This window comes from Methylocapsa acidiphila B2, from assembly GCF_000427445.1.
Lineage (GTDB): Bacteria > Pseudomonadota > Alphaproteobacteria > Rhizobiales > Beijerinckiaceae > Methylocapsa > Methylocapsa acidiphila.
The window spans coordinates 322,491-337,563 of sequence record NZ_KE386496.1 but is presented as its reverse complement, the minus strand read 5'-3'; the positions used below and the strand labels follow the sequence as shown (position 1 = coordinate 337,563).

The 15,073-nt window shown below is 63.1% G+C and carries 16 protein-coding genes and 1 tRNA gene; 10 read left to right on the top strand and 7 right to left on the bottom strand.

The window, feature by feature from the left end; all coding sequences use genetic code 11:
- The first annotated feature begins 11 nt into the window (after positions 1–11).
- Positions 12–1,394 (top strand): MATE family efflux transporter, encoded by a 1,383-nt coding sequence (locus METAC_RS22045; protein WP_036255238.1) that lies wholly within the window; start codon positions 12–14, stop codon positions 1,392–1,394.
- Here METAC_RS22045 and METAC_RS22040 read toward each other — a convergent pair.
- Positions 1,313–2,440, bottom strand: coding sequence for a quinone-dependent dihydroorotate dehydrogenase (locus METAC_RS22040; RefSeq protein WP_051335326.1), 1,128 nt, complete (start codon positions 2,438–2,440; stop codon positions 1,313–1,315). The genes METAC_RS22045 and METAC_RS22040 overlap by 82 nt on opposite strands.
- Positions 2,441–2,585: 145 nt before the next feature.
- Between METAC_RS22040 and METAC_RS22035 the strand changes: the two genes are divergently transcribed.
- Entirely contained in the window at positions 2,586–3,251 is a 666-nt protein-coding gene (locus tag METAC_RS22035) for a 4'-phosphopantetheinyl transferase family protein (protein ID WP_198017151.1), read from the top strand.
- Positions 3,252–3,264: 13 nt separating this feature from the next.
- Here METAC_RS22035 and hemF read toward each other — a convergent pair whose 3' ends face one another.
- The 3 genes from hemF to METAC_RS0102770 all read right to left on the bottom strand — a co-directional run bounded on the left by hemF (position 3,265) and on the right by METAC_RS0102770 (position 5,536).
- Positions 3,265–4,176 carry an oxygen-dependent coproporphyrinogen oxidase gene (hemF, locus tag METAC_RS0102780; RefSeq protein WP_026605865.1) on the bottom strand — a complete coding sequence of 304 codons (912 nt, stop codon included), beginning with the start codon at positions 4,174–4,176 and terminating at the stop codon, positions 3,265–3,267.
- Positions 4,177–4,288: 112 nt separating this feature from the next.
- The gene (locus tag METAC_RS25005; protein WP_026605864.1) at positions 4,289–4,972 is read right to left on the bottom strand and encodes a hypothetical protein; all 684 of its coding nucleotides are present in this window, start codon (positions 4,970–4,972) and stop codon (positions 4,289–4,291) included.
- 99 nt (positions 4,973–5,071) lie between these two features.
- The gene (locus tag METAC_RS0102770) at positions 5,072–5,536 is read right to left on the bottom strand and encodes a tRNA (cytidine(34)-2'-O)-methyltransferase (protein ID WP_026605863.1); all 465 of its coding nucleotides are present in this window, start codon (positions 5,534–5,536) and stop codon (positions 5,072–5,074) included.
- Positions 5,537–5,759: 223 nt separating this feature from the next.
- Between METAC_RS0102770 and petA the strand changes: the two genes are divergently transcribed.
- The 6 genes from petA (at position 5,760) to METAC_RS0102740 (ending at position 11,407) form a co-directional block, all read left to right on the top strand.
- On the top strand, positions 5,760–6,290 hold the full coding sequence (gene petA / locus METAC_RS0102765; protein ID WP_026605862.1) for a ubiquinol-cytochrome c reductase iron-sulfur subunit: 531 nt from the start codon (positions 5,760–5,762) through the stop codon (positions 6,288–6,290).
- Positions 6,291–6,346: 56 nt separating this feature from the next.
- On the top strand, positions 6,347–7,612 hold the full coding sequence (locus METAC_RS0102760; protein WP_026605861.1) for a cytochrome b: 1,266 nt from the start codon (positions 6,347–6,349) through the stop codon (positions 7,610–7,612).
- Between the two features lie 63 nt (positions 7,613–7,675).
- Entirely contained in the window at positions 7,676–8,575 is a 900-nt protein-coding gene (locus METAC_RS22025) for a cytochrome c1 (RefSeq protein WP_051335324.1), read from the top strand.
- A gap of 119 nt (positions 8,576–8,694) precedes the next feature.
- On the top strand, positions 8,695–10,380 hold the full coding sequence (locus METAC_RS0102750; RefSeq protein ID WP_036255236.1) for a lysine--tRNA ligase: 1,686 nt from the start codon (positions 8,695–8,697) through the stop codon (positions 10,378–10,380).
- A gap of 21 nt (positions 10,381–10,401) precedes the next feature.
- A complete protein-coding gene (locus METAC_RS0102745; protein WP_026605859.1) occupies positions 10,402–11,046 on the top strand; it encodes an alpha/beta hydrolase in 645 nt (214 codons plus the stop codon).
- 16 nt (positions 11,047–11,062) lie between these two features.
- Entirely contained in the window at positions 11,063–11,407 is a 345-nt protein-coding gene (locus tag METAC_RS0102740) for a DUF952 domain-containing protein (protein WP_026605858.1), read from the top strand.
- A gap of 232 nt (positions 11,408–11,639) precedes the next feature.
- Here METAC_RS0102740 and METAC_RS0102735 read toward each other — a convergent pair whose 3' ends face one another.
- The 3 genes from METAC_RS0102735 to METAC_RS0102725 form a co-directional block, all read right to left on the bottom strand.
- Positions 11,640–12,704, bottom strand: a complete 1,065-nt coding sequence (locus METAC_RS0102735; RefSeq protein WP_036255234.1) for a class I SAM-dependent methyltransferase — start codon at positions 12,702–12,704, stop codon at positions 11,640–11,642.
- A 147-nt stretch (positions 12,705–12,851) separates the two neighbouring features.
- Positions 12,852–14,036: a glycosyltransferase gene (locus tag METAC_RS0102730; RefSeq protein WP_026605856.1), complete on the bottom strand. Its 1,185-nt coding sequence runs from the start codon at positions 14,034–14,036 to the stop codon at positions 12,852–12,854.
- A gap of 189 nt (positions 14,037–14,225) precedes the next feature.
- A tRNA-Ala gene (locus METAC_RS0102725) sits at positions 14,226–14,301 on the bottom strand.
- Positions 14,302–14,441: 140 nt separating this feature from the next.
- Between METAC_RS0102725 and METAC_RS0102720 the strand changes: the two genes are divergently transcribed.
- Together METAC_RS0102720 and METAC_RS0102715 are read left to right on the top strand one after the other, a co-directional pair.
- The gene (locus METAC_RS0102720; protein ID WP_026605855.1) at positions 14,442–14,732 is read left to right on the top strand and encodes a YggT family protein; all 291 of its coding nucleotides are present in this window, start codon (positions 14,442–14,444) and stop codon (positions 14,730–14,732) included.
- On the top strand, positions 14,728–15,063 hold the full coding sequence (locus METAC_RS0102715) for a DUF167 family protein (RefSeq protein WP_026605854.1): 336 nt from the start codon (positions 14,728–14,730) through the stop codon (positions 15,061–15,063). The genes METAC_RS0102720 and METAC_RS0102715 overlap by 5 nt, the downstream gene beginning before the upstream one ends.
- Positions 15,064–15,073: the final 10 nt, after the last annotated feature.

Sequence of the window (15,073 nt, the reverse complement as noted above, 5' to 3'; positions counted from 1 at the left end):
CGCCGCCGAACATGAGCTTCGAGAGGGCCGGCGCGGCCAATCCAGCGCGAGTCGATCACCGCCGGGTTTTGCGCCTCGCGCTGCCGATGACGCTTGCGCATTTGTCGACCCCATTGCTCGGGATCGCCGACGCGGCGGTCATCGGACGGCTCGGGCAGGCCTATCTTCTCGGCGCGATCGCCGCCGCCGCGGTCATTTTCGATTTCATCTTCTGGAGCTTCGGCTTTCTACGCATGGGAACCGCGGGGCTCACCGCGCAAGCCCATGGCAATGGCGATCACGCGGAGCAGCGCGCGACGCTGGCTCGCGCCTTGATCGTCGGCCTCGGCGTCGGGATTGTCCTGATCTGTCTTCAGTCCGCGATCGCCTTCATCGGCTTCACGGCGCTCGACGCCAGCCCCGAGGTCACGCAGGCAGCGCGGCTCTATTTCGACATAAGAATCTGGTCCGCGCCCTTCGTTCTCGTCAATTATGTCGCTCTCGGCGCAATCACGGGACGCGGCCGAGCGGACGAGGCGCTGTTTCTGCAGATCTTCGTCAATCTCATCAACATCGCCTTCAATGTCGCCCTCGTCTACGGCTTCGATCTCGGCGTGCGCGGCTCAGCGATCGGCACGCTGGCCTCCGAACTTTTGGGCGCGGTCGCGAGCCTTCTCGTCCTGCGGCGTCTGTTCGGCGATCCTTGGTCGGTGCCTCTCGCGCGCGTGCTCGAGCGCGCCAAGCTCGCGCGAATGTTCGAGGTCAATTTCGACATCATGCTCCGTACGGCGGCGCTGGTTTTCGCCTTCGCCTTTTTCGCGGGCCAAAGCGCGCGCGGCGGCGACGTAAGGCTCGCCGCCAATTCCATTCTTCTCAACCTCTTCCTGGCATCGGCCTATTTTCTCAGCGGCTTCGCCACGGCGGCCGAGCAGCTCTGCGGCCAATCGGTCGGCGCGCGCGACGGCGAAGGGTTCCGCAAGGCCGTGCGCCTGACCATGATCTGGTGTCTCGCCTTCGCCGCCTTCGTCTCGTCCGCCGCGCTCGCGGCCGGCGGAGCCTTCATCGACTTTCTGACGACCAACCCCGACGTCCGCGGCTATGCCCGCGAATTTCTACCCTTCGCCGCTTTGACGCCGCTCGCCGGCGCAGCCGCCTTCGAATTCGACGGCGTGTTTATCGGCGCGACCTGGACGCGCGACATGCGCAACATGATGCTGATCTCGCTCGGCCTTTACATAGCCTGCTTTTATCTCGCGCGACCCTTCGGCAACGCCGGCCTTTGGACGGCTCTGCTCGTATTTCTCGTCGCGCGCGGCCTAACCCAATGGCGGCGCTATCTCGTCTTATCGGCCGAAACTTTTCCAGAGGCCCAATCCGAGGCCGCGACCCCGATCGCGTCGGCGAGCCGCGGATAGGATTTTTGCGCCATGAGGCTGAGAAGGCCGCGCTTGATTCGCCTCGGAAGCTCCGGGCCCTTGAACACCAGCGCGGAATAAAGCTGAACGACGCTCGCCCCCGCCTCGATCTTGGCGAGCGCCGTCTCGGGGCTATCGACGCCGCCGACCCCGATCAAGGGGAACTGGCCCTCGACCCGCTGATAGGCGGCGGCCAGCATTCGGGTCGAGACCTCGAACAAAGGCCGGCCCGACAGTCCGCCCGATTCGCGTGCGAGACGGGTTTCGATCAGGGTCCTCGGCCGCGCGATCGTCGTGTTGGAGACGATCAGCCCATCGATCCGCCGCGCTCGCGCGCAAGCGACGATCGCGTCCAGCTCCGAAAGCGACAGGTCCGGCGCGATCTTCACCAGGACGGGTCTGCGTCCGAATTTTTCAGCTGCGGCGTCGCGCGCCGCGAGCGCGCGGGCGAGCAGATCGTCAAGCGCGTCTCGCGCCTGCAAATCGCGAAGGCCCGGCGTATTGGGCGAGGAAATATTGATCGTGAAATAGCTCGCTAGATCAGCGAAAGCCTCGATTCCGCGGATGTAATCCGCCGTGCGGTCGCTCGCGTCCTTATTGGCGCCGATGTTCACGCCGACAAGGCCCCGTCGGGACGCTCGCCTGGCGAGGCGCGCGTGCACGGCCGCGCGCCCCTCGCTATTGAAGCCGAAGCGATTGATCACGGCGGCGTCGCGGGTTAGCCGGAAAAGGCGGGGCCGGGGATTGCCGGGCTGCGGTAGGGGCGTAATCGTTCCAACCTCGGCGAAGCCGAAGCCGAGACGCAAGATGGCGTCGACAACCTCGCCATTCTTGTCGAACCCCGCAGCGAGCCCGATCGGATTGGGAAAATCGAGACCGAAGGCGCGGACCGCGAGGCGCGGATCGTCGGGCTGCGGGCGAGGCAGGGGAAAATTCGCCAAGGCCTTGATGGCGAGCGCATGCGCGGTTTCAGGATCGAACCGAAACAGAATCGGCCGAATAAGCGCATTGAAAAGCTGCGCGGCGCTTTGGCGCGGATCAATCATTTTTACCGGCGAATTTTCTCGAAGCTCTCGCGCGCCAGGAATAGCCCTATTCCGTCGCGACGCCATGAAATAATCTGCGCGAATGCCAAAGCGGAAAGCCGAAGATCTAAGTCCAACTGGCCCTCTTAGCGAAGCAGGCCTCGATTTGCGAAGGCTCCCGGCCAAGGGCCTTCAGGCGGAACTCTGGCTTCTCAGCCGCGCGGACACGGCCGGGCTCGATAGCGCCCTCGCCTGCGCGCTCTCAGAAGAAGAGATCAAGCGCGCCAATCGCTTTTTTCGCGCCGAGGACCACAGTCGCTTTCTCTCGGCCCGCGCCGCCTTGCGCAGCCTGCTCGGCGCGGCGACCGGACGCGCGCCCAAGGATATTTCCTTCGTTACGGGCGAATTCGGCAAGCCGCGTCTGGCGGGAGATCCGGCGCCGCATTTCAACGTATCGCATTCCGGCGCCTTCGCCCTGATCGGCATCTCCGATCGTCAGATCGGCGTCGACATCGAGCTGATGCGGGACAAGGTGGAGGAGCTCGATCTCGCCCGGTCCTTCTTCAGCGTCGACGAGCATCGCTTTCTGGCCGGCCTCGCGCAACCCGCGCGGCGGGCTGGCTTTTATCGGATCTGGACCGCCAAAGAGGCTGTTCTGAAGGCGCTCGGGCTCGGAATCGCGAACCATCTGAGAGATTTTTCAATTGAGGCGACGCAGGACGGCTTCAACATTCGCCCCGAAAATAAAAGCTTCGCTTCCAATCTCGCGACGCTCGCCGCAATGCCGCTCACGGCTCCCGAGGGCTATGCCGCAGCGGCGGCCGTCGTCTGAACCCAAGCGAAGCTCAGGGCCACATCACGAGCGGCGGCATGGAGGACAAGATCGTCTCGACATTGCCGCCGGTCTTCAAGCCGAAAATCGTGCCGCGATCATAGAGCAGGTTGAACTCGACATATCGGCCGCGACGAATGAGCTGCTCCTCGCGATCCGCCGGCGTGAAGCTCAGGCCGAAATTACGCCGAACGATCTCGGGATAGATCGAAAGAAAGCTCAGTCCGACATTTCGGGTGAAGGCGAAATTAGCCTCGAAGACGGCGTCATCGCCCCGCGGGCAATCGCGGTAATCGTAGAATATGCCGCCGATCCCGCGCGGCTCATTGCGATGCTTCAAGAAGAAATACTCATCGCACCACTGCTTGTAGCGCGCATAATCGGCCACGGCCTCTGAGCCGACGCAGGCCTGTTTCATGGCGGCATGGAAATCCACCGCGTCCGGGTCGCTCTGGACTCTTCGACGGTCGAGCACCGGCGTCAAATCGGCGCCGCCCGCGAACCAGGCCTTGCTCGTCTCGATGAAGCGCGTGTTCATATGGACGGTCGGAACATTCGGGTTCCAGGGATGGGCGATGAGCGAAATCCCCGAGGCCCAGAACCGCGGGTCTGTCTCCGCCCCCGGAATCTGCTTCGCGAAATCCGGCGGAAAGGCGCCGAAGACCGTCGACGTGTGGACCGCCATTTTCTCGAAGACCCGGCCCGCGAGATGCGCTCCGCGCCCTCCGCCGCCATCGGCGCCGGTGTCCTGCGTTCTTTGCCAAGGCTTTATTTCGAAACGCCCCGCCGGCATATCCGGCTTGGCGAAGGGCCCCGGAGCCTCGGATTCTAGAAGCTCGCAGGCCGCGACGATCTTCTCTTGCAGCGTCTCGAACCAGGCGCGCGCCTCACTCTTGCGTCGATCATGAATTTCGCGGTCCAACATTGGCGCTTTATCCGCAGGGGTTGATGCTTCGTTCGGCTTTTGACGATTGCATAGGCCGTTAGCCGAAGATCCCCTTTGCGGCAAATCAATCGCGCCGGATGCGCGGCTCGCTCTATTTCTGCGCCAAACTTTGTTTTTGCAACGAGCCTTGCGCCGCCGGTGCCGACGGCGACGGCGCGCTCCACCCGTCCGTCGGGTCGAACGCTTTCTTGAAGGACTGAACCAGGCCCGTCTTCACATTGCGGCCGAGATCGGTCAGCGTCATTTGGTAGCAGGAAATTGGGCGTCCGTTGGGACTAGGCATACCCTCCGCCGCCTTCTCAGCGAGATAAGCCTCGACGCTCGCAAATGTGTCGGGGCTGTCGCCGATCCAGGTCAGCCCCTTCGCGGCGAGGTCGTAATCGAGGGCGACGTCTCCGAGCATGCGCGCGCTCGGATTCTGGTAGCGGCACAGGCCGTCGAGCTGGCCGACATCCATCAAGCGCGCGAACTCATCTGGGCGGAGATCCCGGATGGCTTGCGTCACTTCCGGAGAGATCTTGCTCGGATCGGCGGCATATTGCGCCAGCGCTTCCGTCACCGTGCTTTCGCTGAGGCTCAGCTTGAACCCGGCGAAATCGAGTTCCCTGGCGTCGCTCGCCTTCGCGAGGATTTGCTGCGACGCGGCGGTAATCGACTTGAAATCCGTCGCGGCGACGCCGATGACGACCGCCCCGAGAACAACCGCCACAGCGACCTTGACGAGATTGACGACGACTTGAAGAAACCCATTCAAACGATTCTGGAAATCAGGCATGACGCCCTCCTCTCGGCATTGACGAGAGGCTAGAGCGCGCGAACGCCCTATAGGGTGGGAATTCACACCCTTTGGGCGGAGCTCGAAGAGACGGACGCCTCAGCCGCCAGCGACGCCCAAGCGGATTTGCCTTACGGCTTCGCCCGCCGCCATGGCCGCGGCGACGGCGACATTGAGCGAGCGCATCGGCGCTCGCAACGGGATGAGAAGGCGCGCATCCGCAGCGGCGTGAACCGCCTCCGGCGCGCCCGCCGACTCCCGGCCGAGAAGCAAGATGTCTCCGGGCGCATAAATAAAGTCCGTATAGGGAACGCTCGCCTTGGTCGAGAGGACGAGAAGCCGCGCGCCGCGCGCCCTCCGCCATGCCTCGAAAGCGCTCCAGGACGAATGCCGGGCGATATCGACATGGGCCAGATAGTCCATGCCGGCGCGGCGGAAATGCCGGTCGCTCACAGGAAATCCGGCAGGCTCAATGATCGCCGCGCCGAGCCCGAGGCAGGCGCACATGCGCAAGATCGTCCCGGCGTTTTGCGGGATGTCTGGTTGGAAAAGCGCGATCGTCAGCGGGGGCTCGATTTCGACGGTGGACATGTCTCGGCAGTTTGGATGGGAGAATCGAAAGCGTTCGGGAAGAACTGTCACATTTCACTGGAAGAATTCATCCGCGCCGGCAAATCCTGAAGCCGGAACAGGGGCAAGCTTTGCAGTGCGGCATTAAACCTATTGATTCTTTTACGGCGCTTGAATAGGTCGTTAGCCTCGTGAGGTGCCCCGATACGAGGAATGAATGGAAGCCAGCGCGACCGCGGACGAGCCGACCCCGACCCGGAGGGACTTCCTGTTCATTGCAACCGGCGCGGTCGGCGTCGTGGGGGCGGGAGCGGCGGTCTGGCCGCTGATCGACCAAATGAATCCCGACGCGACGACCTTGGCCGCCGCCTCGACAGAGGTCGACATCGGCAATATCGCCGAAGGCCAAATCGTCACAATCAAGTGGCGAGGCAAACCGGTTTTCATCTCGCATCGGACGCAGGCAGAAATCGAGGCCGCCCGCGCGGTTCCGATCGACGAACTGCCCGATCCCGCGACGGATCAATCGCGGACGCAAAAGCCGGAATGGCTCATCGTCATCGGCATTTGCACACATCTCGGCTGCGTGCCGCTCGGCAATGACGGACCCTTCCAGGGCGGCTATTTCTGCCCTTGCCATGGTTCCGTCTACGACGCGTCCGGGCGCATCCGCCAGGGTCCCGCGCCCAAAAATCTCGCGGTCCCGCCTTACGCCTTTGATGGCGACGCCAAAGTCAAGATAGGTTAGCCTTGCCGGCGCGCGCCGGATGCGCCGAACCCAAGTCCCCGAACAGAGACGAGAGCATGAGCGGACATCCGACCTACGTCCCGAAGAGCGCGGCCGCCCGCTGGCTGGAAAGCCGGCTGCCTATTCTCGGCCTCCTCCATTCTTCGTTCGTCGTCTTCCCCAACCCGCGCAATCTGAACTATTGGTGGACCTTCGGCGGCATCCTCTCCTTCATGTTGGCGGCGCAGATCGTCACCGGCGTCGTGCTCGCCATGCACTATACGCCGGACGCGCGTCTGGCTTTCGCGTCGATCGAGCATATCATGCGCGACGTGAATTACGGCTGGCTCTTTCGCTATATGCACGCCAACGGCGCGTCGATGTTCTTCCTGGCGCTCTACATTCACATGTTCCGCGGGCTCTATTACGGATCTTACAAGGCCCCGCGCGAAGTCTTGTGGCTCCTCGGCGTCGTCATCTTTCTGCTTTCGATCGCGACCGCCTTTCTCGGCTACGTCCTGCCCTGGGGACAGATGAGCTTCTGGGGCGCAACCGTCATCACCAGCCTGTTTTCCGCGATCCCTTTCGTCGGCGATTATGTCACGACCTGGCTCTGGGGCGGCTATGCGGTCGACAGCGCGACGCTCAATCGCTTCTTCGCGCTGCATTATCTGCTGCCCTTCATGATCGCGGGCGTGGTCGTCCTGCATATTTGGGCGCTTCACGTGCCGGGCTCTAATAATCCGGCCGGCATCGAGCCGAAGAGCGGCAAGGACACCTTGCCCTTCCATCCCTATTTCACGGTCAAGGACGGTTTCGCGCTCGCCTGCTTCCTGATCTTTTACGGCTGGTTCGTCTTCTATGTGCCGAACTATCTCGGCGACGCCGATAATTACATCGAGGCGAACCCATTGCAGACGCCGGTTCATATCGTGCCGGAATGGTATTATTTGCCGTTTTACGCGATCCTCCGCTCAATCCCCTCGAAGATCGGCGGGGCGGCGGCCATGTTCTCCGCGGTGTTGATCATCGCCTTCCTGCCCTGGCTCGACACGTCGCGGGTGAAATCCGCCGCCTATCGGCCGCTCTACCGAATTTTCTTCTGGATCTTTGTCGCCTGCGCCTTGCTCCTCGGCTATGTCGGCTCGCAGCCGCCGGAGGGCGGCTATGTGCTGGCCGCCCGGCTCCTGACGATCTATTATTTCGTCCATTTCCTGGTCATCCTGCCGCTGCTCGGCCTCATCGAGAGGCCGCAGCCCTTGCCGGCGACGATCGCGGATTCGGTGCTAGGGCCACAGGCGCAAGTTCTACCCGCCAAGGCCACCCAAATGCCCGGCCAGTAGAGTAGCCGCGAAAAACTCCGCCGCCGAGATCTCCCAAAGCCAAGTCTCACAGGGAACGAGTTCATGAGCCATTGCAGCTTGTTCGGGCGCGCCTTGGGCCTGGCTATACTCCTGGCCTCAGCGGCTTCGACAGGAAGCGCTTTCGCCGCCGGAGCGTCGGAGACGCCAAGCGGCGCGCAGGGGCCTCACGCGCTCGCCATAGACATTCCCGCGAGGCAGGTTTGGAGCTTCGCCGGACCTTTCGGCAAATATGATCCAGCCCAGCTTCAACGCGGCCTCAAGGTCTATCGCGAGGTCTGCTCCAATTGCCATTCGCTGAAGATGGTCGCCTTCCGCGACCTCATGTCCCCTGACGGACCGAACCTGACGGAGGCGGAGGCCAGAGCGATCGCCGAAGCCTATAAGATCAAGGATGGGCCCAATGACGCCGGCGAAATGTTCGAGCGTCCGGGTCGGCTCTCGGACTATTTCCCCTGGGCCTTTCCCAACGAACAAACCGCCCGCGCCGCCTTTGGGGCGGTCCCGCCCGACATGTCCTTGCTCGCCAAGGCCCGGACCTATGAGCGCGGCTTTCCGCTCTTTCTCCTCGATCCGTTCATTCAATATCAGGAGCGCGGCGTCGACTATATTTACGCCCTCCTGACCGGCTACACGAACGATAAGGATCCGAACTGGGACGAATATTTCCCCGGCCATAAGATCGCCATGCCCAATCCGTTGAGCGACGGCGCGGTGGATTATGCGGACGGCGCGCCGAAGACGGTGCAGCAATACGCAAAGGACATCTCGGCCTTCCTGATGTGGGCGGCGGAGCCCAAGCTCGTCGAGCGCAAGCGCATCGGCTTTCGCGTCCTCGTCTATCTCGCGGTCTTCGCCGCGCTGCTCTATCTCGTGAAACGGAAGATCTGGGCGCGCCTCCACAATGGCGCCTCCGAGGCGCATCGCGCGCAGCCGCCCGCCTGAACCGATTGACGGCCGCGGCCAGCCTCCTTATCGTCGAGTCATTCCCGTTCGCCGCCTGCGAGACTTGAAGTCACGCCTTTCGGCGTCCGGGCGCCCCCTCGCTAGTCCTGGAAATCGCCATGTCGCCGCTTCTCGAGCTCGCCGGTCAGGCCAATGCCTGGCCATTCGAGGAGGCGCGCAAGATCCTGCGGCGGGTCGAGGCCACAGGCCAGCGCCAAGTCCTGTTCGAAACCGGCTACGGACCGTCGGGCCTGCCCCATATCGGCACGTTCGGCGAGGTCGCGCGCACGACCATGGTCCGCCACGCCTTCCGCGTCCTGACCCACGACGAAATCGACACAAGGCTCATCGCGTTTTCGGACGATATGGACGGGCTGCGCAAGGTCCCGGACAATATTCCCAACAAGGAGCTGATCGCCGCCCATCTCGGCAAGCCACTGACGCAGGTGCCCGACCCTTTCGGCACCCATCCGAGCTTCGGCGCGCATAACAATGCGCGGCTTCGCGCTTTTCTCGACCAATTCGGCTTCGATTACGAATTCGCCTCGGCGACGGATTACTATAAGTCCGGCCGTTTCGACGCCGCCCTGCTCCACATGCTCGCCCATTACGATGAGGTGATGGCGATCATGCTGCCGACCTTTCGCGAGGAGCGCGCCGCCACCTATTCGCCCTTCCTGCCCATCCATCCGGTCACCGGGCATGTCATGCAGGTCCAAATCGACGCCGTCGACGCCGCCAGGGGCGAGCTTTCATGGCGCGATCCGCAAACCGGAGAAGCCTTCACGACTCCGGTCACCGGCGGCCATTGCAAGCTGCAATGGAAGCCGGATTGGGCCATGCGCTGGTATGCGCTCGGAATCGATTACGAGATGGCCGGCAAGGATCTCATCGATTCGGTCAAGCTCTCGGGCGCGATCGTGCGCACGCTCGGCGGCGCCCCGCCGGAAGGCTTCAACTACGAATTGTTCCTCGACGAAAAGGGCCAGAAGATCTCCAAGTCAAAGGGCAATGGGCTGACGATCGAGGAATGGCTGACCTACGCCAGCCCCGAGAGCCTCTCCCTGTTCATGTATCAGAAGCCGACCGCCGCCAAGCGGCTCTATTTTGACGCCATACCGCGCGCCGTCGACGATTATCTCGGCTTTCTCGACGCCTATCCGCGGCAGGAGACCAAGGAACGGCTTGGCAATCCGGTCTGGCACATTCATTTGGGCGCGCCGCCCGAGCCTGAAATTCTGAGCCATAGCGGCGGACAGGGAACCACGATTTCCTTCGGCATGCTGCTCAATCTCGCCGCCGTCGCAAATAGCGAGGACCCTCAGGTCCTTTGGGGCTTCCTGCGCCGCTATGCGCCGGACGTCTCCCCCGCCACCCATCCGCGCCTCGATAGGCTGGCCTCCTATGCGGCGCGCTATTTCCGCGATTTCGTGCGGCCGGCAAAAACCTATCGCGCGCCCGACGAGATCGAGCGCGAGGCCTTGCGCCAATTGTCCGATGCGCTCGCAGGCGTCGCCAAGGACGCGAGCGCGGAAGAAATCCAATCCACACTTTACGACATCGCGCGAAAAATTCCGCGCTATCAGGACCTGAAGGCCAAGGGCGCGACGCCAGAGCGCCCCGGCGTCTCGAACGACTGGTTCGCCATGCTCTACGCCGTGCTCCTCGGCGAGGCGCGCGGTCCCCGCTTCGGATCTTTCGTCGCGCTTTATGGGATCGAGGAGACGCGCATGCTGATCGCCTCGGCGCTTGCCGGCGACCTCATCCGCGCGCATGCCGAATTCGCGGCGCGGCGATCCGCCTAGATCAAAAAAAGGGCGATCCTCATGACCTTTCCCGATCCGCGCGAATTCGGCTCCGATTGGGACGCCGCCGAGGCGGTCGCGATCCTCCTGCACGGCCATGGCCAGACGCCGGACGATATGCAGGCCTTGGCGATCGATGTCGATTGCCCCGATGTGCGCTATATCCTGCCCGCCGCCAAGGGCGGGACCTGGTTTCCGAGGAACCTCCTCGAACCATTTGAAGACAATAAGGCTGGCCTCGAGGAATCGCTCGCCCATTGCCGCGCGATCGTCGAGTCCCTACGCAACCGGGGCGTCGCGCAAGATCGCATCGTTCTCGGCGGCTTCGCGCATGGCGCGTGCGTCATCGCCGAATTCCTGGTCCGCAACCCGCGCTCTTATGGCGGCGCGTTGATTTTGTCGGGCGGCCTCATCGACGTCGCGGCGATCGGGCGCAGGCCCGGCTCCGGCCTTCTCGCCGTACCCATCTATGTCAGCGGCAGCGAGATCAATGCGGTCATTCCGGTCGATCGCACGCGCGGCGCGATCAAGACCCTTCAGGCCGGCGGCGCGCTGATCCGGTCGCATGTTTTCACCGACCGCGCGCATGGGATCAGTCCCGAGGACATCATCGAGGCGCGAAAGCTCTTGACCGACGTGAAACAGGCCGCCGAGCCGAGCGCATGAGGGGACGGACCGAACCATGGCCTTGATCTACAAGATTGCTCCGGCCAGCCTGTGGCGCCAAGCCGAGGACCGGGGGAGGTTCGACGGCGCCCCGATCGATCTCGCCGACGGATTCATCCATTTCTCGACCGCCGATCAGGCCGACGAGACCGCCGAGAAATATTTTCGAGGCCAAGACGATCTGCTGCTCGTCGCAGTCGAGGCGCAGGGGCTCGGGGAGGCCTTGCGCTACGAACCCTCGCGCGGCGGCGCGCTCTTTCCGCATCTTTACGGCCCCTTGCCGCTCGACGCCGTGGTTTTCGTCAAGCCCCTTCCTCTAAGGCCGGACGGCGGCCACGATTTCTCCGGGCTTCTCGCTTAGCAGCGGGCGAATTTCGGGTTTCCGATCGTTCGCGGGGCGTTCAAGCGAACCGTTGAGCTTGTTTCGGCTATGCCTCGCCACGGCGCGTTTCACCCGGCGCTCGGCTCGGAAGCCTTGGTCAGGCATGAGGCCAAGGCGTTGGTTTCCGATCGTTCGGCCCGGCGTTCAGGCGCCTGTTTCTTGGGACCCGTTCACGCGCCGCCCCGTTGGGCAGGTTGGCCAGCGGCTTCAATCAGGACGGCTTGTCGAACACCATCACTTTCGACACGTAAGCCCTCTCGTCGCGGACATGGGCCAAACCGCAAGCCTCGCCCAGGGCGGCAAAGTCCTCATCGATGTAGCTGAGATAGTAGGGCTCGTGAAAGCTCTGCGGAAAGAGCTCGAGCAGGCCGTCATAATCCGGCTGGTCGCCGCGCTGAATCGAATCGACGAGGACGAGACGGCCTCCAGGCTTCAGAACGCGGGCGAATTCCGCGAGCGCGATGCGGCGCACCTTGGGCGGCAGCTCATGGAACAGGAAGACGCAGGTCACGGCGTCCTGGCTCTCGTCCGGCAGCGGAATCGATTCCGCATTGGCCACCATGAGCCCGATCCCCGACCAGCGCGCCAGATGGCGCCTGGCCTCTTCGACATAGGGCTCCGACAGGTCGAGGCCGATCGCAGGCAGCCGGGGCCAGGCCTGCTTGACGCAATCGAGAAAGCGCCCGGTGCCGCAGCCTATGTCGAGCAGGCTCAGCCGGCGCTGATCGCGTCCGGCGAAGATCTCATGAAGCGGCGGCAAGGCCTGGCGCCGCATGACATTCGCCGAGCCGTAGAACAGCGTTTCGACCTGGGTGTCATAGAGCCTGGCCGAATCCTCCGTCATCCAGCCGCCGGACTGAAAATGGAAATTCTGAAGATAATAGAGAGGCCGCTTGCCGCGCATCTCCTCGGTCAGCACTTCGTTATGGTCGCCGCTCTCCCGACGCCGATGGATGGCGGGAAGATCTTGGAAGAAGGCGCGCGAGCGTTGGATCATCGTCGCAAAGGAGCCGTCGTGGTCGGCCGGCATGGGATAGAGGCCCGCCTCGACATTGGCGAGATCCTGCTTCAGGAGCGCGGCTATGTCCTCGAAGAGACGCTTGCGGCTGGGAACAGGGGCGTCGGTCTGCGGGCGCGGCCGCGCGCTGCCCTTTTCCCGCGCGCGCTGCACCATCCGGTCTCTGGCTATTCCCTGCCCGAGATACCAGGCGATTCGCGGCAACTGGGTCGCGCCATAAGCAGCGCGCGTCGAAAGGCGAGAAAAAGGGGAGTTCATGGGGCATTCCGATCGGCGAAGCCGCGCCAGGCGGCAATTGGCCTCGACATAAGAGCGAGCAAGGCCCCCGTCCAGAGGGCCGCCCAGCGCTCGAACCTGCCTCGGTCAAAATCCCTTTTTAAAGAAGCTGCGCTAGAGAAAGGCGTCTCAACTCGTTCTCAAGATTTCGATGAGTTTTGGGGCGAAGGCGCCGATGTCGAATTTCTCGACGAAGCCTTGCCGGGCGCGTTGGCCCATGGCCGCCCTCTCCTCGGCCGAAAGCGCCAGGAACCGCTCCAGCAGGCGGATGATCCCGGCGAGATCGTCGCGCTCGACGAACCCCGCAGCGCTCTCGTCCACCTCACGCCAAGTCGCCACCTTGGTCGTCGTCAGGACCGGCTTGCCGCAGGCCATCGCCTCCGCCACCACGATCCCGAAATTCTCCTGATGCGACGGCAAAACAAAGGCCCGGGTCGCGTGAAACGCGCCCCATTTCAGATCGCCCTTCAGCATGCCCGGCCAATGCACCCGATCCGAAATCCCCCGCGCCGCCGCCAGATCCTGAAGCTTTTGCCCCCAGCCGACCGAATCCGGCCCCGCCATCACGAGGTCGAGATGAGGCGCCTTCGCCGCGACCTCGGCGAAAGCCTCGATCAGAAGATCGCAGCCTTTCTTCGGATGGATCCGGCTCAGGAAAAGAAGAAAATCCCGCTCGCCCAGGCGCGGAAGCAGGCTGCGGAACTGCGCCGCCTGCGCCGCCGGATCGCCCGCGACGTCGATGATCCCGTAAGGCGCCACTTGATCGCGTCCCCGATAGGGCCAAAACGAATGGCGCGCCAGCTGCCGCTCCTCCTCCGTCACGAACATCACCCGCGCGGCGTTGGCGATCAGCGGGCCTTCGCTGAACCACCATAAAACCTGCTTCGCCAGGCGCTTCACCGGCTGGATCTTGTTGAAATAAGGGTCGAGCATCCCATGCGGATAGACGAAATAGCGTGCGTCCAGCTTGGATAGCGCCCGCCACGCCCCAAAGGACGAGTAGTTCCACAGCCCGTTCACGACGATCGCATCATAGCGCCGCGCGTTCTCCCGCAGCCAGGGCACGAAATGCGGCGTGTAGCCGTAGCGAAGCCAAGGCAGCCGCTTGCGCCATTTGGAATAGGACGGATGCGAGATCCCCATCGGATGGACCGGCAGCGGACAAGACTTCACCCAAGGATCGTCCGGCGAATCCAAAGACAGAATCTCACGGTCGCACCCCTGCGCCCGCAAAACACCCGCCGAAGTCATGATCCCCTCAATCGGGCCGCCGCTCTCGGGATTCACGGTCGCAATGACATGCAAGATGATCATCGAACGTCAGCTCGGCGAGAGGAACTTCCGCGGGCGGTCTCGCCTCCGGCCAGCCGACCGTCGCCGCTATCCCGACTACATGCAAGCGGCGCCGCTTCAGGGCATTTGGCCGTGGCGGTCGATGTCAATTTGATCTTCGGCTGGCGCGACGCCGCTGAAGTCTTAGCCTTCGCCGCGAAAGAAGGGGTCTGGTGGAGCTGGGGGGATTCGAACCCCCGACCTCTGCAGTGCGATTGCAGCGCTCTCCCATCTGAGCTACAGCCCCTTCGCGCCGCTCTTTACGCGAGCCGCGCCGCCGGCGCAAGATGGTTGGTTAGGGGAGGCTCGCTTCGCGTCTCCGCTGGCTTGCCAGCCAGGCTCCAGGCGGATAAACGAAGCTCGATAAGCTCGTGCCTTGGAGTCGTCATGCGCGCCGTTCTCGACCTCCTATTGCTGATCTTGCGGCTTTACACTTATTTGATCGTCGCTTCGGCGATCCTGTCGTGGCTGGTCGCCTTCAATGTCGTCAATGTGCGCAATGATTTGGTGCGCTCAATCTGGAACGCCTTGAACGCACTAACCGAGCCGGTCCTTCGACCCATTCGCCAAATTACGCCCAATCTCGGCGGCATCGACATCTCCCCGATCATTCTCCTTCTGCTCATTTTCCTGATCCAAGACATTATCTGGCAGTACATCTATCCCAACGTCTATTGATCAGCCGGCAAGCCCGCCTTGGCGCCCCCAAGGCGACGGCGTGTTGCTATGGGCGCGCCTCACCCCCAAAAGCGCGCGCGACGAGATCGGCGGCGTCGAGCGTCTCAGCGACGGGCGGATGGTGCTGAAAGTCAAAGTGCGCGCGGTCCCTCAAGACGGCGAAGCCAACGAGGCTTTGATTCGCCTGATCGCCAAGGCGCTCCGCCTGCCCCTCGCCTCTGTGCGGATTGAGGCCGGCGCGACCAGTCGCCTCAAGACATTGAGCTTGATCGGCGACGCTGAGGTCCTAGACGCAAGATTGGCGCAATTAGCTCGTCCCGCCTCAAAATAGGCGAAAAAAC